The organism is Paenibacillus sp. J22R3 (genome assembly GCF_056269305.1).
Genome location: NZ_JBWDNS010000001.1, coordinates 23,671 through 45,688, shown reverse-complemented (window position 1 = coordinate 45,688; position 22,018 = coordinate 23,671). Strand labels below are relative to the sequence as shown.

Genomic DNA, 22,018 nt, shown 5'->3' with positions numbered 1-22,018 from the left:
GTTATCGTTGTGCTTCATGAATTTCTTAGTCCTTCTTGTTCAGCGTGCTCTCCACTACAAGAATATCTTGGTAGATTTCTTCGAGGGCAATTCCCACATACTTATGGGATCTTGGGGAACGAATTTCTGTCTTGCTTCCGTCACGAAGCATCCTTGCGCGACGCGATGCAGCGACAACCAAGGAATACTTGCTGTCGACCTTCTTCATCATTTCATCAATCGATGGATATAACAACGTTCCTTCACCTCACTCATGCTAGGCTTTCTCGGAAGCTTCTTTCACTTCCTCAAGCTCTGCGATAAATCGGTCACGACGGCAATGCTCTGCTACGATGATGCTCTGTATGCGATGACACGCAGCGTCAATCTGATCATTCACGACTGCATAATCGTAATAATGAATAAGATTCATTTCTTCCACCGCTACTGACATGCGATGGTCAATAATATCGGCATTCTCAGTTCCCCGTCCGGTAATGCGCTGCTTGAGCACATCAAGAGAAGGCGGCACCAAGAAAATAAAGACACCTTGCGGAAACTTCTCTTTTACTTTTAACGCGCCTTGCACTTCAATTTCAAGAATGATATCTTTGCCCGAAGCAAGTGTACGCTCAACAAAATCACGCGGTGTGCCGTAGTAATTACCGACATATTCCGCATGCTCCAGAAGGGCATCCTTCGCAATCATGTCTTGGAACTGTTCTCTTGATTTAAAAAAATAATTAATGCCGTCGATCTCACCTTGACGGGGAGAGCGTGTGGTTGCCGAAACGGAATAAATGAGGTCACTCTGCTTATGCCGAAGTTCGGAACAAACCGTTCCCTTGCCTACGCCCGATGGGCCGGATAATACAATTAACAATCCTCTGTTCATATTACTCCCCGTCACTATTCGTCGTGATCGTCATCCTTAGTCGACAACCGATGAGCAACCGTCTCCGGTTGTACGGCCGACAGAATAACGTGATCGCTGTCCGTAATAATAACAGCGCGTGTGCGGCGTCCATATGTAGCATCAATCAGCATATGACGGTCGCGAGCTTCTTGGATAATCCGTTTAATCGGCGCCGATTCCGGGCTTACAATCGAGATAATTCGATTGGCGGAAACGATATTTCCGAAACCGATATTAATGAGCTTAATGGCCATTTCTGTTCCCCTCCGGTATCTCCCGTGCATGATCATGCAATTGAACACGATGTATAGATAAGCGCAAGAATGATGGAGTCGAATCTTCTGCCGGAACCTTTAAGTTTGATGACAGAATATTGCATTATTCTTGACGAAAAATGTCCGGAGCATACGTTCGGCCAGCTGATTGCTTACAAGATTTGAAGCGATAGTCAGGTCCCCTATTCTATCGCATCCGAAGCGGCATGGCAAGTGCATCCAATGACTATTCTAATTCATTTTTACAATACGAACAAGTGTTATTGCATAAACACAAGAAGAAACGGGCTTAACCCGTTTTTTCACTCGTTTTTCTCCAGACATAATCTGTCAGCTGCACCGTCATCTCATAGAACATAAACGGCGTGATCAGATAGATGCCTTTGAAATATTCCAATGCGGTATCCAGTAATTCCTCCGCGATCCGAACACCTTCCGCTCGTCCTTCTTCGCCTTCCAAACCGGCCATCCGTCTGCGCACATCATCAGATAGCTGAATACCAGGAACCTCATTGTGCAAATATTCGGCGTTGCGACCACTCGCAAGCGGCATGATGCCAATGAAGATCGGGACGGTCAAATGTTTCGTCGCTTCCGCCATGCGGACGATCAGCTCTTTATCATAAACCGGCTGCGTCATGATGTAATCTGCACCGGAATCTATTTTCTTCTCGAGACGCGCAATAGCCTTATCCAGATATTTGACGTTTGGATTAAAGGCAGCGCCTGTAATGAAATTCGCTTTCTGCTTGAGCGCTTTGCCCGAGAATGCGATGCCTTCATTCAACTGATTGATCATACGGATCATCTCGAATGAAGTCAGATCGTAAACGGAGCTGGAATCCGGCAAATCACCGAAACGAGCTGGATCGCCGGTCACGGCTAAGACATGGTCGATGCCAAGCGCATCAAGACCCATCATATGCGACTGTGTACCGATCAAATTACGATCGCGACATGCGATGTGAACAAGCGGGCGAATTCCCACTTGATGCTGAACGAGCGACGCGAGTGCAATATTGCTCATCCGCGTGACAGCCAGCGAGTTGTCTGCCATGGTCACGGCATCCGCTTTGATTTCCTTGAGCGCTCTGGCACCATCCATAAACTTCTGAATGTTGAGGTCTCTCGGCGGATCAAGCTCTACGATTACCGTGTGGCGCTCTTTGACCAAATCCACGATCGTTGGTTCCGATACGGGTTGCGGCGCCGGTTCCAAGGCGATACGTTCCAGCTGAACCGGCTGCTTCTGTTGCTGAGCCTCAGGCTCAAACGGTTGCGGCGCGTACCCTTCCAGCGACTTCGCAATAGCCGCGATATGCTCCGGTGTAGTTCCGCAGCAGCCGCCAATAATCCGAGCGCCTCGATCTGCGAATTTGCGAGCCGATTGTGCAAAATATTCCGGCGTCGCCGAGAACATATATTTGCCATCCACATAATCCGGAATTCCCGCATTCGGAAAAATGGAGAGCGGCAAGACGATATCGCCGACGATTGAATCGATTGCACGCATAATGCCGTTCGGGCCGCTTCTGCAGTTAAAGCCCACCACATCTGCGCCTTCTTGCTTCAAGTTGTTGAACGCGATGGCAAGCGGATGACCGTCTTGCGTAACCGCTTCTTTCTCCACCGCAAATTGGCAAATGACCGGAACATCCGTGAGCTTGCGAGCGACGCGAAGCGCGAGCAATGCTTCCTCAAGATCATAGAATGTCTCTAGCAAAATGCCGTCAACGCCAGCATTCAGAAGCGCATCCATTTGCTGATGAAATAGCTGCTCCAGCTGCATGGCCGCGATATTCTTTCGTTTGCCTGCTCGGATCGAACCGACAGCTCCGACTACGTAGGCATCGCTGCCCACTGCGTCACGCGCAAGCTGAACACCCGCTCGATTGATCGCCTCGACTTCATGATCCAATCCATAATGCGAGAGGCTAGCCAGATTCGCCGAGAACGTATTCGTCTCGATGACCCGCGCCCCCGCTTCATAATAACGACGGTGCACATCTGCGATGACCTCTGGACGCAAGACATTAAATTCTTCGTATGAAACGCCGACAGGGAACCCCATCCCATAGAGATAGGTTCCCATCGCGCCGTCCCCGGTCAAGATGCGCGCTTGTAGCGCTTCCCGTAAATCCGGTTTCATTTTCAAAACTCCTTCATGCTATCCTGTGATTCCTTAGATTGTACCACGGAATACTTCTGCCGCCGGTCCTGTCATATAAACATAATTGTTCTCTTCATTCCACTCGATCAGCAAGTCTCCGCCTTTCAGCGACACCGTTGCTGTGCGATCTGTATACCCGTTCAACACGGAAGCAACTACTGTTGCGCATGCTCCGGTTCCACATGCAAGAGTAGGTCCTGCGCCGCGTTCCCATACCCGCATATCGGTGAAGTCTTTCGAACGAACCGTTACGAACTCCACATTGATTTTGCGAGGGAACATCGGATGTACTTCAAGCTTCGGCCCCCATGCTGCAAGATCAAAGTTAACCGCATCCTCTACATAGATAACACAGTGCGGATTGCCCATCGATACTGCTGTAAATTTGAACTCGCGTCCATCCACTTCGATCGATTGGTTAATGACCGGATTGGCATCGATTGTCGTCGGCACTTTCAGCCCTTCGAGAATCGGTTGTCCCATATTAACTCGTACCAGTACGGCTTTGCCGTTCTCGACTGTCAGTTGCACTTCTTGCACGCCCGCACCCAGCGTTTCAATGGTCAGCGTTTCTTTATCTGTTAAACCGTTATCGAATACATATTTCGCTACGCAGCGAATGGCATTGCCGCATTGCTCTGCTTCGGAGCCGTCGGAGTTCATGATGCGCATCCGGAAATCGGCATTCTCTGAAGGTAAAATATAAACAAGTCCGTCGGCACCAATGCCGAAAAAGCGATTGCAAAGCTGTACCGCGAGCTCGGCTGCGTTATCCGGTAATTTCGGTTCTCCTTCGACAACGATAAAGTCATTGCCCAGTCCATGCATCTTCGTAAAATTCATCTACTCGCACTCCCTTTTGTCCGATCGAACTCGATGATTGAAATCTCTGGATTCATTATAATTTATTTAGTGTACCTTAATCTTTGCATTATTGCATCACTTTGTTGTACTAAACGGACATCCCCCTAAATCCCCCTTAGAAAGGGGGACCCCGAGGACTCCCGCCCTCTGGACACCCGGAAAATGAATAACGTTTGTGCAGCAGAGAAGCGCTCCCGAGTTCATACGTGCTCATCCTCGCTTTCGTCCCATTCGGGACACGCCTTTACTTTTGGAGCTTACTATCTACCTGGTGTCCCTACGGGACCATCGTAACGTGGTCCGCCTTGGAGACGCATTAGATTCGGTGCGTGCTTGGTTCGCTTTCGTCCCATTCGGGACACGCTTTACTTTTGGCGCTGGGAAGGGCGGGGATTGCCAGTGTGCCGCTTCGCTGCCCAGGCAATCTGTTGGCCGCCTGTTTCCTGGCGGAGAAGTTGGTTTGAGGGGATTGCCGGGCGGCCTCTGCGCGGCCTGGCAATCTGAGAGTCGCCAGTTTCTTGGCGGTTTTCTTGTGGATTGCCGGTTCGGCATCTACGCGGCCTGGCAATCTAGGGGCCGCCTGTTTCCTGGCGGTTTTCTTGTGGATTGCCGGTTCGGCCTCTACGCGACCTGGCAATCTAGGAGCCGCCTGTTTCCTGGCGGTTTTTGTGGATTGCGGGTTCGGCCTCTGCGCGGCCTGGCAATCTTAGGTCCGCCTGTTTCATGGCGGGTTGCCTGCGGCAACAAAATGAAACAAGAAGTCTCTTTTAAGCGACTCCGAGGATGCAAGAGAGTCTTGGCAGTCAGTCTAAGTAAATTCTAACGGTTGCCAGCGAGCCTATTTCAGGAAAAATTCGGGTTTTCAAATGCTAAAGGGTGTGACAGTGGCTATTTACGATAAATGGGTTAATTTCGACTAGAAAAAGCCCAATTAAGCTCTTTGGCAACCGTTAGACAATAACAATGGGCATTTTATTCGAAATAGCCACTGTCACAACCGTTACAATTCGACTGTCGTGCGCAACAAGCACCACACCGCCACCACCACCACCACCACCACAGCCCCGACGCAATACCAAGAACTACAAAGAAACCCGACGTTATGGTGAACGTGGGTTTCTCTACAGACTCAAAGTCGCTACATTAGCACCTCACAATCCGGCTTTTGTTACGCCTAACTACTCAAACCTCTTCCACCACACACCGGTCCACTCTTCGACCACCGGACTGTTGCTTACCTGCACTTGTGTGCTGAGCCAGTCGCCGAAGAAGAAGTTCGTGATGGAGACGGCAGCCTCGACAGTCTCGAAATGATAATCGGTGCGGATCGCCTCGTGTTCGAAGCCGAATTCGTTCTCAAGAGCTGCGTAATAGGCCGTTAAGAAGTCCGGCGGGTTCGGAACCGAAGAGCCGGTGCCGAAGTTTTCGAAGATGATACATGTACCGCCGGGTTTCATCATCCTTCTGATTTCATCCATGAAGACGGACAAATTCGACCTCCAGCCCTCGACGTTACTGCTCGTAGAATAACAGATGGTCCAGCCTGCAGTTACAAGGTCAACACTACTATCGCCCAGAGGTATCTCATCATGCCGAGCAACCGCAGTCTGCCAATTCGTTAATCCAAGAGACGATAACTTGCTTGAAGCCACCTCGAGCATCGCGCCGGAAGCGTCGGTTGCGGTAATGGATGCGACAATCGGAGCGAGCATCGTCGTTAACCGGCCTGTTCCTGCACCGATATCCAGAACTGCTGCCTCGGTTAATGCTGGTACGATTCGTTTGATGATATGCAGCAAATTGTGATTGACATCCTCGAACGAAACCAACTGCTCATAACGTTCCGCTTCACTTTGATAAATTTGATCATGATCTGGCATGCGTTTCCCTCCTATATTGGCTTTCCACGCAAGCTTAAGGGCTGACGCAAGGTGAAGGTCAAATCAATGTTTGCGTACCGCATAGACGACATGAATCCAAAGATTCACCGCATGCGAAACGGTGATATAGTCATGAGTCCTAAACCACTCAAGCAGCTCCTGCCGATTCGTAGGATGTCTCGTGGTATCCGGCGGCCTCAAACTTGAACTACTCAATTCGCCCTCAAACATCAGACCTGCAATACAAATCCTGCCGCCCGGCGCCAGAACACGATCCATTTGATCAAGCGCAAGCAGCTGCTGTTGAGCATTCAAATGATGCAGCGCGAATGCCGACACAACAAGAGTGAACTGCTTGTCCAAGAACGGGAGTGCCAGTGCATTCCCAAGTTTGGCGCTCATAGAAGGAAATCTTGCTCTGCATTTGGCCAGCATTTCTTTGGATTGGTCCAATGCCGACATGGTCGCTCCAAGCGCCAGTAGTTTGCCTGCAAGATTGCCTGTTCCGGTTCCGATATCGAGCCCCTGCTCACCTGACTTCGGCGACACCCACTGTACAATGAAATCGAGCGCCGTTTCATATTCTGCTTGGGACAATACAGCTCCTGTCGAAAGCATAGCTTCCGAGCGATCATAGACCGCTGCGAGCTGATCGAAGTTCCACGTATCCATCCAAGTAGATTGGCTGTACTGAATCTGCTTTAACTCGCCAGTCAATTGAAACAGATCTTCCACGTCCAACTGTTGCTTCTGTTCGAACCTCGCGATCAGCTCATCAAGCATACCGATCGCAAATTTCCACTCCACCCACTTAGCGGTAAGCGCCATGCGCTGCAATTCGAGATAGTGGTGAACGGTAGCAGAATCCCCTTGATCCAGCTTCGTCATTAGAGCCTTTATCTGTTCAATACTAAGTCCGAGCTCACGCAGGGACGAGATCGTTTGCAATCGCCACGCTTCACTCTCCGAGTAATAGCGGTAGCCGTTCTCTTGTCCGCGCTCGGGCTTCAGAAGCCCTTTTGATTCGTATAATCGTATAGCTCGCTGTGTGATATTCAGTCTTTTCGCCAAGTCGTTGATTTTCATGCTCCGCCTCCTGCACCTACTATAAACTATAACCTAAGGTGAAGGTTAATCTCATGCAAAAAGAAACCGGCAGCGCGTAACCACCGGTTTCCATCCCTTATCTAGTCACTGATTTCGGCCCGCTAAGCGGCCAATTTGATTTTTTCTTCTTCTCGGTTGTGCCGAGCACGCTTCCGATCCCCATCATGAAAGTCGGAATGCCCGCTGCTACAAGGACTAAGCACCAATCGCGGAAATCAAGTGGTACGGTCTTGAAAATCGGCTGCAGCGCTTCAATATAGAGCACGCCAAGCATCAGCAGAACAGACGACAGCACCGCGAACAGCAAGTATTTATTTTGCAAAATATTACGGTGGAAGATCGAACGAGAGCTGCGGCAGTCAAATACATGAATGAGCTGTGCCATAACGAGTGTGGCAAAAGCTACGGTTTGTGCATGAATGAGATTATTCGGATCGTTAGGCGCCGTTCGGAGTGTCACCCAGAAGGCGGCCAGCGTACATACGCCGATCAGAATGCCTCGACTAATAATTTTCCAGCCCAGCCTGCGAGCAAATATACTTTCCTTCGCCGAACGCGGTTTCTGCTGCATGAGATCCTTCTCGGCTTGGTCGACGCCAAGAGCCATTGCCGGTAATCCGTCTGTAACCAGATTGACCCAGAGAATTTGAATCGGCACGAGCGGAAGCGGCAGACCTGCCATCATGGCCAAGAACATCGTCAAAATCTCGCCTACGTTGGATGCCAGCAAATAGCGGATAAATTTACGGATATTCTCGTAGATGCTGCGTCCTTCTTCGATAGCAGCCACGATGCTGCTGAAATTATCATCGCTTAGCACAAGCGACGATGCTTCCTTGGAAACGTCCGTTCCGGTGATGCCCATCGCAATTCCGATATCCGCCGCTTTAATGGCAGGTGCATCGTTGACACCATCGCCCGTCATGGCAACGACGTGGCCCTTGCGCTGCAGCGCCTTAACGATACGAAGCTTATGCTCCGGCGACACCCTCGCATACACGTAGATGTTATCGATCAGGCGATCCAGCTGCTCTTCGCTCATCCCGTTCAATTGCTGCCCGCTGATCGCGATGCCGCCTCTTGGCATAATGCCAAGCTGACCCGCGATCGCTTCTGCGGTAAGCTGATGATCGCCTGTGATCATCACGGTTTTAATTCCGGCACGGCGGCAGTTCGCAATCGATTCGCGAACTTCACGTCGCGGCGGATCGATCATGCCGGAGAGACCTACGAAGATCAATTGATTTTCCACATCGGCTTCATCTTCGGCTGCGTCGTGCGATCTTAAATCCCGGTAGGCGAAACCCAAGACTCGCAGCGCCGATTGCGCCATGTCTTCACTGGCATTGTTCACTTTTTGCTTCAAGGTAGCTGTAAACGGAACGACTTTACCGTCCCATAGAATATATGAACATTGCTCCATCAGAACGTCAGGCGCTCCTTTGGTACATACAAGGCGGCCGCCTTGGTGGGTGACGAGCACGGACATCCGCTTACGTTCCGAGTCAAACGGAAATTCTTTGACCCGCTGATACAGTCCTTCAAGCGACTTCAAGGTGACGCCCAGCTTACCGGCAAGGACAGTCAATGCCCCTTCTGTCGGATCTCCTTTCAGCACCCACTCATCTTGAACGAATGTCGTCTTGGATTTCTTGCGCTTAGCATCCTGCTCGTCATCGATACGAGTAACGGATGCGTTGTTGCACAGTGCCGCAATTTGCAGCAGCCTGCGCAGCGGCTGGTGCTGCTTAATATCGACTGCTTTGCCGCCTTCGAAGCAGGAACCGGTCGGCTCGTAGCCGTCCCCGGTAACATCCAACCCTTGACCGCCGATCCACAGCTTCGTCACGGTCATTTTGTTCTGCGTAAGAGTACCTGTCTTGTCCGAACAAATAACCGAAGCGCAGCCGAGTGTCTCCACGGAAGGCAGCTTACGTACAATGGCTCGGCGTTTGATCATTCGCTGAACACCAAGTGCGAGTGCAATGGTTACGATGGCTGGCAGACCTTCCGGGATTGCGGCTACAGCCAAACTGACTCCCGCAAGAAACATCTCATAAGCAGGTTGTCCGTGCAAGATACCTGCAACTACCACCATTACAGTTAACGCCAGTGCAACAACGATGAGAATTTTGCCGAGCTGCTCAAGACGATGCTGCAGCGGTGTTTCCATGGTTTCGGTCTGCTGAATGAGGTTTGCGATTTTGCCCATCTCGGTATTCATACCGGTACGAACTACAATCCCCTTTGCCGTTCCGCGGGTAATCATCGTCCCCATAAACCCAATGTTGCGCATGTCTCCAAGCGGAATCTCCTCTTCCCGGATCACAACACAGTGCTTGTTAACCGGAACGGATTCGCCTGTCAGCGCAGACTCCTCCGCATAACAGCTGTTCGCCTCAATGAAGCGAATGTCAGCAGGAATACGATCTCCGCTTTCCAGCTCTACGAGGTCACCCGGTACTAATTCGCTTGCAGGAACAACTACTGACTCGCCTCCACGCAATGTCTTGGCCAGCGGTGCGGACAATGCTTTTAGTGCACGCAGTGATTTCTCCGCTCGAAATTCTTGCACGAATCCCAGTATCGCATTGATGACGATAATGGCCACGATCGTGATGGCATCCAAATATTCGCCGAGCAAACCGGAAATCAATGTTGCCCCCATAAGCACAAGCACCATAAAATCTTTGAACTGACCGAGGAACAGCATAATCGGAGGAACCTTCTTCCCCTCCGTCAGCTCATTTCGACCGACTTCACGCAAACGTTCCGCTGCTACACTTGGTGCAAGACCGGTATCCAAAGAAGCTTGAAGCGCCTCAGCAAGCTCGCTTGTTTCCAGTTGATGCCACTTACCTTGTTCCATGCCCCGCCCTCCCTCCTGTTACTTGCCGCCTGACGGACAGCCTATATGGCCTAAATGTATTCGGACAAACTGCAAAATATCCCAGCTTGGGACTTAAGTTTTTGTCTCGAATATGGCATGATAGTGAAATGAAACAGAAACAAAGGGGATAAAGAGCATCATGGCATTAGATGGAATCGTTACTCGCGCCGTCACACATGACCTGCAAACCTTAATCGGTGCGCGCATTTATAAAATACATCAGCCCACTTCACATGACCTTGTCTTGCAAATTCGAGGCAATGGTGCGCAGGGCAAACTGCTGTTATCCGCAAACCCGACCTATCCGCGCGTCCACTGGACCGAGCAGACTTATATCAATCCGATGGAAGCGCCGATGTTCTGCATGCTGCTTCGCAAATATTGCGAAGGCGGTGTCATTGAAGCGGTACGCCAGGTCGGAAACGAGCGAATTATCCATCTCGATATCCGTCAGCGGGACGAGCTTGGCGACATGTTCTATAAACGAATCGTCATTGAACTGATGGGGCGTCATAGCAATATCATTCTGCTGGATGTCGCTTCGGAGACGATTCATGATGGCATCCATCATGTCACGCCTGCAATCAGCAGCTTCCGTGTCATCATGCCCGGAACTACCTATGTAGCGCCGCCTGAACAAGGGAAAGATGATCCGCTGTCTGTTACGGATGCTGAGCGATTCACCAATTCGTTGGTTACTGCGGCAGATTCATTGCTTAACCCGCCTGTTCCTGACGAGGATAGCATCCACTTCGGTACAACGCCTAAGCCGCTTCCGGCAAGCTCGCTGACGCCGGATAAGCTGCTGGTCGCGGCATTTAGCGGGATCAGTCCATTGCTTGCCAAGGAGCTTGTCTACCGCGCGGCAAACAGCAATACGGATCGTGTCTATGATTCAAGCGAAGATGTGAAGCGTATGGCACGGCTGCTCTGGCCGTCATTCCACGAGATGATGCAGCAATTCGCTGAGCATCGGTATGAGCCGCAGCTAGTCACCTTGCCTGGCAATGGCAAAGCTTCTTTCTCCGTAACAGCACTAACTCACATTACTGGCGAATGGACTTCATTTGCATCCGTAAGCATCTTGCTGGAAGCCTTCTATGGCGATAAAGCGCTTCGAGATACTGTGAAGCAGCGTGTTTCGGATCTCATCCGGTTCCTCCAGAATGAGCGCAACAAGAATGAGAAGAAGCTGGATAAGCTGGAGGAAACGCTGCGGGAAGCGAGCGAGGCGGATCATCTCCGTATTCTCGGCGAGCTGCTGACGACAAATCTGCATACTTTGAAGCGTGGGGACAGCTTCATAGATACCGTCAACTACTACGAAGAAGAGCAGCCGATGATCACGATTCAGCTTGATCCGCAGCTCACACCATCTCAGAATGCACAGCGATATTTCAAGAAATATACGAAGTATCGCAAAAGCCTTACTATCGTTGCCGAACAGATGCAGCGCACTCGCGAGGAAATTCAATACTTGGCCTCGCTGCTTCAGCAGCTCGAAAGTGCTTCGTTGTCAGATATCGATGAAATTCGTGACGAGCTGGCTGAACAAGGATATATGCGCGCTCGCGAGAAACGCGGTGCGAAGAAGAAGAAACCGAAGCAGCCGGCGCTGCTATGCTATACATCATCCGAAGGTGTGGCCATCTATGTGGGTAAGAATAACACTCAGAATGATTTCTTAACGAATAAGACAGCGGCTCCGAATGACACTTGGCTGCATACCAAGGATATCCCGGGTTCCCATGTCGTCATTCGCGGAACCGGCTTCAATGATCAAACTCTGGAAGAAGCCGCTATGCTTGCCGCTCATTTCAGCCAAGCCAAGTCTTCCAGCTCCGTGCCTGTCGATTATACGCTGATTCGCCATGTGAAGAAGCCAAGCGGAGCCAAGCCGGGGTACGTGATCTACGATCATCAGAAAACATTGTTCATTACGCCAGATGAACAGCGCCTGAAAGAACTGCCTTCCCATATCAAGGCGTAAACTTCCGGAAAATCATAAAGGGGTTATCTCACCTGCCGCAATCTCGCCGGCATGGTTCTGATAACCCCTTTTCTTATTCCCTGCCAATCCGGCTGGTCATGACAACTTCACGGATATATTGACTGCAGAAGCATTCCTTACAGTCATATAATTCGCCGCGCTCGAACCGTCCGCCGAGCTCAAGCAGCGCTGGCTTAATCACTTGTGAAAGCAGCTGTTCCATGGAATGAAGCTCTCTCACTTGTCGATACACCTGATCAGCGCCGTGCAGATCAACTTTCTCCAAGTAGTGCATCAGAATATCGACCGGACCTGCCGAGTACAACTCAGCATTTATGTCGAAGAATTCCCTTGACTCCTCCAAGTTGCTCTTAAGCCGCTTCCGCTCAGCAACCGCCATACCAATTGGCCTGCCTTCTTCTACACGGGATTTCAACCAACGAATGATTCCAATATCGTGCGTCGTGTAACCGCGATAGCCGTTAGGCATACGCAGCGGACTCACCGCCTCGTATCGCTTCTCCCACTTCCTGATGAGCTGTGTGGACAGCCCAGTCAGCAAGGAGACTTCTTTGATTGTGTAAAGCCCGTCAATCATGGCATCTACCTCCGTGAAGGATTGAGTTGACTCAGTACGTCCATCGGGGCAGTCTTGCTTCCCATCTCGCCGTGAAATACGACTCCATGGCGTTCGCCGTGAAAATCGGAACCTCCGGTAACGATCAAATGATATCGAGCTGCCAGCTTTAGATAGCGTTCTTCATCTTCTGCTGAATGATCCGGATGATAGACCTCGATTCCCTTTGCCCCCTGCTTAATGATCGACTCTACGAGCACGTCATTAGCATAAATTCCGGGATGTGCGATCACACTCGTACCGCCGGCTTCTCGGATCCATTCCAATGCTTCAAAAGGATGCAGCCTTGGCGGATTAACATAAGCTGCGCCATCTTCCGCGAGGTACCGGTCGAAAGCCTCCTGCATAGAGCTCACATAGGCTTTGTCTACCAGCACTGCCGCGATATGAGGACGACCGATCGAGCCGCTATCCTTCCCTTGCGCACGTGCCGCTTCCATGACCTCTTCCATCGATATGGAGAGACCGAGTTCACATAACTTCGCAATAATCATATGATTTCGCTGATCTCGAGTATCGCCAAGCGATGCTAATTTCATTTTCCAAGCGGGTGTATCCCAGTTAATGTAATATCCCAGTATATGTATGTCGCGACCTTCGGCTACAGTACTTATTTCTACACCCGGCACAACTGTAATTCCAAGCCGCTCTCCCGCTTCAAGCGCTTCTGACAGTCCATCTACCGTGTCATGGTCTGTGATCGCAATCGCACCAAGGCCGCGAGCCTTGGCCAGCTCAACATTATCCGCCGGCCGCTGCATGCCGTCGGAAGCCGTTGTATGCGTATGCAAATCTGCACGCTGGCTCATCACAGCCATTGATTTAAATCTCTTTCTCTCAAGAAGCTGAGAAAGGTCACCGCAGATATCGGCAGCAGCGCCGACTTCAAGAAAATGGAATAAAATTGCCGTTTAAATCGGACATCCCGAATTGGAATCGTCTTGATTAAACCTAAGGCAACTTCATGTTTAATGGAAGAGCTCGATACAAAGGAAATGCCAAGCCCTGCTTCCACGGCGGATTTCACAGCACCTGTACTTCCAAGCTCCATGACAATTTTCATTTCAGAGAGATCCATGTTCTTCACTCTGAGCTGCTCTTCCATGACGAGACGAGTACCCGAGCCTTGCTCGCGCAGGACGAACGGAAAGCTCATCACTTCCTCCAGATCGACGATTTCTGCAGTCGCCAGAGGGTGCGACTTGCCAACGATAAGCTGAAGTTCATCGCTCATCACGGCTTCCATATGCATGTCCGGATGATTGACAGGCGCTTCAATCAAGCCGAAATTCAGCTGGTGATTGACGATCTCTTCCATTAGCTGCGCCGTGTTCATTACTTTCATGCTAATGGAGATATGCGGGTATTCCTGTCCGAACGGACCAAGCAGACGCGGCAAAATATATTCGCCGATCGTTAAGCTCGCTCCAAGCTGCAGCCTGCCTTTAAGCTGCGTCGTAAATTTGGACATTTGGACGTCCGTATCGCGAATCAAATCAATACTGCGCTGAGCGTAAGGCATTAGGGCACGCCCTGCTTCCGTCAATTCGATTCGCTTCGTGGAACGTTGAAGGAGTTTCGTGCCGAAGTAATCTTCGAGCGACTGCACCTGCATCGTTACGGCGGGCTGTGTCATATGCAGTGCTTGCGCAGCCGCAGAGAAGCTCCCGCGTTCTGCAACGGTATAGAAAATATGGAGTTGATGAAAATTGAGCGCCATGAAGGGCATCCCTTCCTTTCTGTTACCACTCATTATACATGAAACTGCGGCGAAAACTCGCGCTCAAATTAAAAAGCATGAGTGCGAACACTCATGCTTTTTCTATAATTGAGAAATATTATTTCCGTTTCCTACTATTTTTAATTAATGTCATTCTTCTGGAATGCCTGAGCCAAGAGTAATAGGACTTCAAGTCACGTAGTTCAATAGTCTCAGACATTCGACCGAGAAACGTGACTAGAATCATCTTGTGCAACGGGTTCCCTGTCAAATCGGTTTCTTTCTCAAGTACCGCAAATTCGGCAACGAAAACGAGATCGTCATCGATTAGGTACACATCCTGCTCATTTCGATAGTAAGGCTCAATTCTCCCTTGTTTCAAGCATTGCCACATATAGTCTGCAATATCTTCAAAGCCGGTCTTGGCGCTCTCAACGCGATCTGACCAACGACTCTTGGCATGGTTCGTGATGACGATATCAGCCACTTTCTTGTCTCCAAGTACGACGTGGAACGATTCGTAGGTGTTCCATCTATCCGTCATCTTGTCTTTCATTGCGATCCACCCCTCCTCCCCGGCAGTAGGCCTTATGATCTATATGTACTTTCCATTTAATTGTAGCATGCCTGTCACATTTTTCAATATTAAAATAAAGTCTCCCCAAAAATGTAATTTTATGTCTGTTAAAAATATAGGAAAAAGCCCCAACTACAGTAACAGTTGGGGCTTCTTATTCTTACAAACTATAGAATCGTGTCTTATCCGGCACGCCTTGTGTATATTCGGTCTTAATTTCATTGCGGTACGAACGTTCGATCCGCTTCACGAACGGCAGGCGCCCCATGTTGCGAACTACCTCGTCAGCGCGATCTGCGTTCATGTACATAACAACATAGTGCATCTTCCGGGACATGTAATGCACTGTGCCGTATTTCTCCAGCGAACGGGCAGCCTTGAGATCACTGACCCATACAATATATCCGACGCGTTCCGAAAACATGCAAGCTCCCCCGTTTCTCTCTCTTTGCTTATCCGCAGCCCCCGCTGCTGCAGCTGCAAGATCCGCCGCTGCCACAGCTGCCGCCGCCCTTTGGCAGCGGATCATTGCTCGGAACCTTGATCGTCTCCGAAACCGAGCTTGCGATTTGCTTCGCAATATCGTGCAGCAGATCATCCACCTGCTGCTCGGCAGCCTTGAATCGGCTGACGCATTCAATCTCATTCAATTGCCGCTGAATCGCTTCCACTTTATCTTTAGCAGCATTGAAATCCGGATGAAAACGTCCGAACCGCTCGCAATCGACAAATTGTTCTTTCGCTTTGTCGAATTGCTTGACGAGCTGGTGTACCTGCTCATCTTGATCTACTACTGTCTTCCAATATGCATATTCGGCCACTTCAACCGATTGGTTTACCATATCGCCAATTTCGTAGGCGTTTAATAACAGCTGTCCCATATCAAGCGAGGAATGATCATTCATTTCAAGCTCTATAGGGTCTGATAATGGCATTGTTTGCATGATATCCGCCCCTTTATGAACACTTGGCTTGCGCCTAATTGTTATCATACCATATCAATCACCGAAAAAGGTAGAGGAAGGCTGTATCCCGGCGCTAAAAACTACCAATTTCCGTTGGGAGAACGAGCATCATTTCCTGCCACATCTCGGGCATTAGTTTAGCGGGAGCATAACTCTCCTCAAGGACAAAATGTCCCATCACACTCCACCTGCCATCCTCATCCACGATACGTTCGGGAACAAACGGCTTTACAGCGCCTTCACAGCTTAGTTTAACCGGAGTTCGCCAGCTTAACGCCAGTTCCATCAGTTCCCTTCTTGTGGAGCTGTGATAGGCTCTGAACTGCTTCAGCCACATCGAGGGAACATCCTCAATGCCAACGAACATGGCTTTCAGAGGCTGTCTTTCGGTTAACAGTTCATAAGTCTGTACGACATTGCCATTCTGAATAAGCGGCAGTGGTTCTATGTATTCGTTTAATTGCAATGGAATGGCTTGTTCGATCGCGCTGTTCGCTGGAAGCTCAGAAATTGCTGTGAATGCTTGGACTATAATGGCCTGAACGGTTTCAGGCAGCGCTTCCCCTGACGCGGTCTCCAAGAAATCAATTACCCTTTCCTTGGTCGCTTGAAGCAGTCGATCTTGTTTAAAGCTGCGAGAATCCAGTCGATACACAGCCATATGGTCGGTGCGTTTCCGCGTCACCAGCCTTTCGAGCTGCCAGATCGTATGATACGAGCAATCACCGGGAACATAGACATCGCCATCGGGCGTAATTTGCAGCAGCCCCTCTTGTCCGGCTTTTCCCTCAAAGGAGGCGTCACCATTCATCAAGGTGTTAGGCGGTATGAGCCAACGAATTACATGGCTTCCCTGCTCGTCGATCGCGGCTTCCATCCACCCTAATGCGCATAACAAACTGCACCATGCAGTAATAGCTGAAGGCTGACGCTTTGAGAGGGAATCTTGACGGAGTATGTGCTGCGCATCCAGATCCGCGATCCGAAACCACCGATGGGAAGGCAGCATGCAAAGCGAAGCGATCCCTGATGCTGCAGCTGGGCTTCTCTCCAAGAAAATTCGGATGATCTGTGTAAGCAGCTCGGTCTCGCGACGCAATGGATCGCAACCAAGCCAACTGTTCCACATGTCTTCTTGAATGGCGTAAGTGCCCTGCAGCTCATACAGCCACTGATTTTCATATGCGATATCGAGGAAAAAAGCCAGCTGCAGCGGATAAGGTTCTCCCAGTGCAGCAAGTGATAGTTCCGCAATAGCATTCAGATGACTGCTGTCCACAGCAAGCTGATCCGTGCATTTTAAGATCGTACGCTTCGTTAGAACGCCTTTTGATGTTCGTTTCATGCCGGTGTTAACCAGCTCCGCCATTACATGCAAGCATTGGAGGCTTAGAGGCGGCGTATAGCCGTTCTCATCCATGGAAACGATATGCCGCGAATCAATCTCATTCGGGACAGGCATGATATCGGACCTGCGTTTATGCTGAATGCCGATCATCGCGTCGTACCAGGTGAGATACAAATCACTTGGCAGCAGAAACTGTTTCTCTCCCCAGCCCTTGCGAACTGCAAAGACGATTCCGGCTTCCATGAGCTGAAGCAGACCCCAGCGCAATTCTGATCCCGCTACGCCTGAACGAGCAGCGAGGAGCAGCTGCTCCTCGCTAAACAGCAACGGACCAAATGCGCAGAGAACAACCTCTAATGCAATCGCAGCCTGCTTCGATAATGCCGACCATGCTAATTCAGAGCCAGCACGACTCGACATGACATCCGGCCATGTTTGAGTCTCATTGAAGCGCCAAACCGGACAAGCTTTGATTTCCTCGATTTGCGTCCCAGACAGTCGATCCACGATCTCTTGTACCTTCACAGCGCGGCCTCCCGAAGACCCACAATCGACTGCTCCCCATTTGATTGCATGAACGGTTCCATATCAGACCATTCTTTAAGTGCATATCGGTAGCCTTGTTCAAGCAGGAAGAGCTGTCTTCTGCTTGCGTAGTCTGTTTCCTTGGTTCCCTGGGAAACAATCGTGTAGAACCAGGCTTGGTTATCCCCGCGTTTCGGACGGAGAATTCGCCCGATTCGCTGCGCTTCCTCTTGGCGTGAGCCATAACTTCCCGATACTTGAATCGCCACCGCGGCATCAGGCAGATCCACGGCGAAGTTCGCCACCTTAGAGACGACAAGCACCGGAATTTGACCGGCCTTGAATGCATCATAAAGCGCAGCCCGCTCCTCATGCGGCAGCTCGCCGGTTAGGACAGGCGCTTCTAACGCCTCGGCAAGAAGATGCAATTGCGTCAAATATTGACCGATAACGAGCGCCGGCTTCCCTTTATGGAACTGCAGCAGCTCACGTACAACTTTGATTTTGTCCGCGTTTTCGCCTGCTATTCTCACTTTCTCCCTCTCAGCAGCCGCAACATAGCGTTCGACATCCTCATCAGCCAGCGGCAACCTGATTTCAGTGCAAGCTAACGATGCAATCCATTGACGAGACTCCAGCGTCTTCCAAGGAAGGTCGAAGCGCTTCGGACCGATTAACGAGAAAACATCTTCCTCATGACCATCCTCACGTACGAGAGTCGCCGTCAAGCCCAGACGCCGCGTCGCCTGGAGGTCGGCTGTCATGCGGAATACCGGTGCCGGGAGCAAATGAACCTCATCATAGATGATCAGCCCCCAGTTCCGCTCCCCAAACAGTCTCATATTGTTGTATTCATCGCCTTTTCGCCGGCGGCTGGTCAGAATTTGATAGGTCGCAATGGTTACGGGACGCACTTCTTTGGCAGCTGCGGCATACGTTCCGATTTCCTGATCGGTTAATGTCGTTTTATCGATGAGCTCCGCTTTCCATTGGTTAACCGAAGTCACGTTCGACGTCAGAATTAACGTGTCGCAGCGTAGTCGTGCAAGTGCCGCAATACCGATTATCGTCTTGCCCGCGCCGCATGGCAGGACCAGAACTCCGCTACCGCCGTCAGCTTGACCTTCGCGATAGAAGAGATTCACGGCCCGCTCCTGATAATCGCGTAATTGAAACGATTTGCCGCTCGCGGCTTTCTCCCGTATCTCCAATTCGAGCGCTTCACCATGCCGATATCCCGCTAAGTCGATAACCGGATAGCCTAATCGAATGAGTTCCTGCTTAAGCAGTCCTCTGGCTTCGAGTTGGACTTCTCTCTTCTCTTCGCTGCCTGCAGGCAGCAGAAATGCAGCGATTGTCTTATTGGCGCTAAGCAGCTTCAGTAATTCCTCTTCACCAAGCAGGAGGAGCTCCCCCTCTGCGGTTTGCTGCAGCATTAGCTTGCCATATCGATCTGCCAATTTTCGAATCCCGCTTGTCACTTGAAGCGGAATCTCGTAGCAGCTATGTTCGGCGAGTACTTGAATCATGTCCTGAGGTGTCATCCCTGTGGAAGCAGCGTTCCAGAGCGACATCGGTGTGATCCGGTACGTATGTAGATGTCCGGGCCGTTTCACCAGATCGGCAAACCGGCTCAGCTGCTCCCTGGCTGCTTCCGCATCCTGATGCCGTTCATCAAGAAGCACCGTAAAGTCAGCCTGGACACATAAGGGGCGAAGCTCGCGTTTATACATCCCATCATCTCCTTGACTCGCGCATTTGGCATGCATGTCGCCTAATGTTTCTTCCCTCAGTATTGAAAGTTTCCGGCAGGATTATGCATGCAAAAAAGCGATTCGGCGGTTACGCGCCAAATCGCTTCTTCTGACATGTACATTAATGGATGATCGTTTGCTGCTCGCTGTGCATCTCTTGCGATATGCTGCTGAGCGCATCTCCAGCCTCATCGACGTATATCTCTCGAATCGCTAAGTCTCCAATTGCAACAATTCCGATCAAATTCCCATCCTCGACTACCGGCAGACGGCGAATTTGATGAGAAGCCATCAGCTTGCCCGCTTCATCCACCGTCGTCTTGGCATCGATCGTCACGACATCCTTCGTGATCACCTCTTCTACTGCTGTGGAACCGGAATGTTTCTCGGCGTAGCCACGAACGACCAAGTCGCGGTCCGTCACAACACCGATCAATTTCTTCCCATCCACGATGGGGACAAAGCCGATATCATGATCCTTCATCAATACCGCAAGCTCATAAACATTATCCAGCAGTGTCGCTGTCACACAGTCGGTAGACATTAATTCCTTTACTAGTCGCGTCACGATTGCAGTTCCCTCCTTGATGAATCGCACGAACACGTTCGACGTATGCATGGATTTCAACAATAGGTTTGCCGTTTGGTGACTTTTTATGAATTAAACTGAGGCTTGTTCCGCAAAATCCTCCGCCATAGCAATCATGAGCTTCGCTGCATTCAGCATAGCGCGTTCGTCCAAATCAAACTTCGGATGGTGATGCGGATAGGTAGCTCCGCAAGCTTCATTCCCAGCGCCTACAAACATGAAACAGCCCGGAACTTCGCGCAAATAATAGGTGAAGTCTTCCCCGGCCATAATTAGAGCGGATTCCTGTACGCCTTCGGCGCCAAATACCTCAGGTGCCACCTTGAAGAATCTCGCTGCTTCTACCGCATCATTGACTACCGGAGGATATCCATCTCGGTACTCCAGCTCTGCTGTAGCGCCATACATTGCCGCAGTCTGCGTTACGATCGTTCTCAGCCTGTCCTGAATAAACGATCTGACCTCATCGGTGAATGTACGTACTGTCCCTGTCATCCGGCATCGTTCCGCAATGACATTGGCCGTCGAGCCTGCATGAATGGAACCGATCGAAACAACGGCAGGATCAAGCGGGTTCACATTTCGGCTTACGATCGACTGAATGGCTTGCACAATGGCCGATGCGACCAACACGGCATCGACGGTTTCATGCGGTAATCCGCCATGTCCGCCTTTGCCTGCGATATCGATATAAATTTCATCCGGCGCCGCCATGAACGGCCCCGGTTTCGTTGCGGCCAGGCCATAAGGAAGCGGCGTCCATAGATGTACGCCATAGATCGCATCGACGCCTTCGAGCGCCCCGCCGGCAATCATCCCCATTGCACCGCCCGGAGACACCTCTTCCGCAGGCTGGAAGATCAATCTTCTCTCTCCTGCAAAATGTTCTTTATTTTCACTATAGAAGCGGGCAATGGCAAGCATCGTTGCCGTATGCGCGTCATGACCGCATGCATGCATAACACCTGGTACTTGCGAAGCGTACTCAGTCAGTTTCTCGTCTTGGATGGGTAGTGCATCGATATCGGTTCGAAGTGCGATAACCGGCCCTGGCTTATCGCCATGAATAGAAGCGACCAGTCCATAACCACCGCCGACTCTCGTCTTCACTTCGCAGCCCAGTTCTGCTAGCTGCTGCTCAATCCATCGAGAAGTTTCCTTCTCATGAAAAGATATCTCCGGATGCTGATGCAAATACCTGCGCCACTGAACCATATTCGGATAGACAGTTTGCAGCTGTGCCTCCATCTTGTTTGTTATACTCACGCTTACAAACCCCCTCGCTCACAATTGACTTATCCCCTATTGTACCAGAATGAGAGAGTGAACTGAAATTTGTTTTTTGGCGATTTCAGGCAACATTTTTCGTAAATATGTCACTTTTTGCGCCTTGCGGCCACGGGAGTTAGGCTTGCACTGGCCCATGAAAAATACTATCATGAATAAGAAGAAAACCTGTTCTGTAGCTTGAAGGAGGATCACCCTATGATTATTGAGAATACAGGCCTGAACGGCATGACTAGTGAACTCGCGCACCTTGACGAGTCAGCGGAGAAGCTCGGCTTTGTTCGCTGGCAATGGGAATATTACCGCGCTACGTACGATCTGAAGCTGGAAGACCGCACAAATCGTGAAGAATACTTCCTGCGCTTCAATGTCCGCGCAATTGAAGGTAAGCTGGAATCCTCTCACGCTGTGCTGCAAGTGGAATCCGTTTATATCGGACGAGCTACGTTCCCGCATGGTCTAGACTATGAATCGCCTGTACCACAGCCGATTCTGAATGCGGCAACTCAGCGTCTGCAAGAATTGAAGAAATTGCTTGCCTAGCT

Annotated in this window: 20 protein-coding genes; 2 read left to right on the top strand and 18 right to left on the bottom strand. The window is 50.5% G+C overall.

From position 1 onward, the window contains the following. Window positions 1-25: 25 nt before the first annotated feature. The 8 genes from rpoZ to AC0YN4_RS00175 all read right to left on the bottom strand — a co-directional run bounded on the left by rpoZ (window position 26) and on the right by AC0YN4_RS00175 (window position 10,060). The gene (gene rpoZ, locus AC0YN4_RS00210; RefSeq protein WP_090978245.1) at window positions 26-235 is read right to left on the bottom strand and encodes a DNA-directed RNA polymerase subunit omega; all 210 of its coding nucleotides are present in this window, start codon (window positions 233-235) and stop codon (window positions 26-28) included. Between the two features lie 21 nt (window positions 236-256). Next, entirely contained in the window at window positions 257-874 is a 618-nt protein-coding gene (gene gmk / locus AC0YN4_RS00205; protein WP_475780475.1) for a guanylate kinase, read from the bottom strand. A 14-nt stretch (window positions 875-888) separates the two neighbouring features. Continuing rightward, window positions 889-1,149 carry an extracellular matrix/biofilm regulator RemA gene (gene remA / locus AC0YN4_RS00200; RefSeq protein ID WP_020615370.1) on the bottom strand — a complete coding sequence of 87 codons (261 nt, stop codon included), beginning with the start codon at window positions 1,147-1,149 and terminating at the stop codon, window positions 889-891. Window positions 1,150-1,459: 310 nt separating this feature from the next. Further along, complete coding sequence (locus AC0YN4_RS00195) at window positions 1,460-3,319, bottom strand: bifunctional homocysteine S-methyltransferase/methylenetetrahydrofolate reductase (RefSeq protein WP_475834821.1); 1,860 nt, start codon at window positions 3,317-3,319, stop codon at window positions 1,460-1,462. Window positions 3,320-3,352: 33 nt separating this feature from the next. Continuing rightward, window positions 3,353-4,183: a diaminopimelate epimerase gene (gene dapF, locus AC0YN4_RS00190; protein ID WP_475834820.1), complete on the bottom strand. Its 831-nt coding sequence runs from the start codon at window positions 4,181-4,183 to the stop codon at window positions 3,353-3,355. Between the two features lie 1,199 nt (window positions 4,184-5,382). Beyond that, complete coding sequence (locus tag AC0YN4_RS00185) at window positions 5,383-6,084, bottom strand: class I SAM-dependent methyltransferase (RefSeq protein ID WP_475834819.1); 702 nt, start codon at window positions 6,082-6,084, stop codon at window positions 5,383-5,385. 63 nt (window positions 6,085-6,147) lie between these two features. Next, on the bottom strand, window positions 6,148-7,170 hold the full coding sequence (locus AC0YN4_RS00180) for a MerR family transcriptional regulator (protein WP_475834818.1): 1,023 nt from the start codon (window positions 7,168-7,170) through the stop codon (window positions 6,148-6,150). A 97-nt stretch (window positions 7,171-7,267) separates the two neighbouring features. Beyond that, complete coding sequence (locus tag AC0YN4_RS00175; RefSeq protein WP_475834817.1) at window positions 7,268-10,060, bottom strand: calcium-translocating P-type ATPase, SERCA-type; 2,793 nt, start codon at window positions 10,058-10,060, stop codon at window positions 7,268-7,270. Between the two features lie 160 nt (window positions 10,061-10,220). On the opposite strand from AC0YN4_RS00175, the gene AC0YN4_RS00170 reads away from it, so the two are divergent. Next, the gene (locus AC0YN4_RS00170; RefSeq protein WP_475834816.1) at window positions 10,221-12,071 is read left to right on the top strand and encodes an Rqc2 family fibronectin-binding protein; all 1,851 of its coding nucleotides are present in this window, start codon (window positions 10,221-10,223) and stop codon (window positions 12,069-12,071) included. Between the two features lie 73 nt (window positions 12,072-12,144). Here the strand turns inward: AC0YN4_RS00170 and AC0YN4_RS00165 are convergent, their stop codons facing one another. The 10 genes from AC0YN4_RS00165 to AC0YN4_RS00120 all read right to left on the bottom strand — a co-directional run bounded on the left by AC0YN4_RS00165 (window position 12,145) and on the right by AC0YN4_RS00120 (window position 21,452). Further along, window positions 12,145-12,669, bottom strand: a complete 525-nt coding sequence (locus AC0YN4_RS00165; protein WP_475780468.1) for a MerR family transcriptional regulator — start codon at window positions 12,667-12,669, stop codon at window positions 12,145-12,147. Between the two features lie 5 nt (window positions 12,670-12,674). Beyond that, window positions 12,675-13,526: a PHP domain-containing protein gene (locus AC0YN4_RS00160; RefSeq protein ID WP_475834815.1), complete on the bottom strand. Its 852-nt coding sequence runs from the start codon at window positions 13,524-13,526 to the stop codon at window positions 12,675-12,677. Further along, window positions 13,517-14,428, bottom strand: coding sequence for a selenium metabolism-associated LysR family transcriptional regulator (locus AC0YN4_RS00155; protein ID WP_475780466.1), 912 nt, complete (start codon window positions 14,426-14,428; stop codon window positions 13,517-13,519). Before AC0YN4_RS00155 ends, AC0YN4_RS00160 begins: the two co-directional genes overlap by 10 nt. Window positions 14,429-14,546: 118 nt before the next feature. Beyond that, window positions 14,547-14,984: a hypothetical protein gene (locus AC0YN4_RS00150; RefSeq protein WP_475780465.1), complete on the bottom strand. Its 438-nt coding sequence runs from the start codon at window positions 14,982-14,984 to the stop codon at window positions 14,547-14,549. Window positions 14,985-15,165: 181 nt separating this feature from the next. Beyond that, a complete protein-coding gene (locus AC0YN4_RS00145) occupies window positions 15,166-15,429 on the bottom strand; it encodes a YlbG family protein (protein WP_090635781.1) in 264 nt (87 codons plus the stop codon). 28 nt (window positions 15,430-15,457) lie between these two features. After that, complete coding sequence (locus AC0YN4_RS00140) at window positions 15,458-15,949, bottom strand: YlbF/YmcA family competence regulator (RefSeq protein WP_475780464.1); 492 nt, start codon at window positions 15,947-15,949, stop codon at window positions 15,458-15,460. 94 nt (window positions 15,950-16,043) lie between these two features. Then, on the bottom strand, window positions 16,044-17,843 hold the full coding sequence (locus AC0YN4_RS00135; protein ID WP_475834814.1) for a hypothetical protein: 1,800 nt from the start codon (window positions 17,841-17,843) through the stop codon (window positions 16,044-16,046). Beyond that, window positions 17,840-19,576, bottom strand: coding sequence for a DNA repair helicase XPB (locus tag AC0YN4_RS00130; protein WP_475834813.1), 1,737 nt, complete (start codon window positions 19,574-19,576; stop codon window positions 17,840-17,842). The genes AC0YN4_RS00135 and AC0YN4_RS00130 overlap by 4 nt, the downstream gene beginning before the upstream one ends. A gap of 142 nt (window positions 19,577-19,718) precedes the next feature. Continuing rightward, window positions 19,719-20,165 carry a CBS domain-containing protein gene (locus AC0YN4_RS00125; protein WP_475780461.1) on the bottom strand — a complete coding sequence of 149 codons (447 nt, stop codon included), beginning with the start codon at window positions 20,163-20,165 and terminating at the stop codon, window positions 19,719-19,721. Between the two features lie 93 nt (window positions 20,166-20,258). Beyond that, on the bottom strand, window positions 20,259-21,452 hold the full coding sequence (locus AC0YN4_RS00120; protein WP_475780460.1) for an amidohydrolase: 1,194 nt from the start codon (window positions 21,450-21,452) through the stop codon (window positions 20,259-20,261). A gap of 219 nt (window positions 21,453-21,671) precedes the next feature. Between AC0YN4_RS00120 and AC0YN4_RS00115 the strand changes: the two genes are divergently transcribed. After that, a complete protein-coding gene (locus AC0YN4_RS00115; protein ID WP_090978214.1) occupies window positions 21,672-22,016 on the top strand; it encodes a YugN family protein in 345 nt (114 codons plus the stop codon). Window positions 22,017-22,018: the final 2 nt, after the last annotated feature.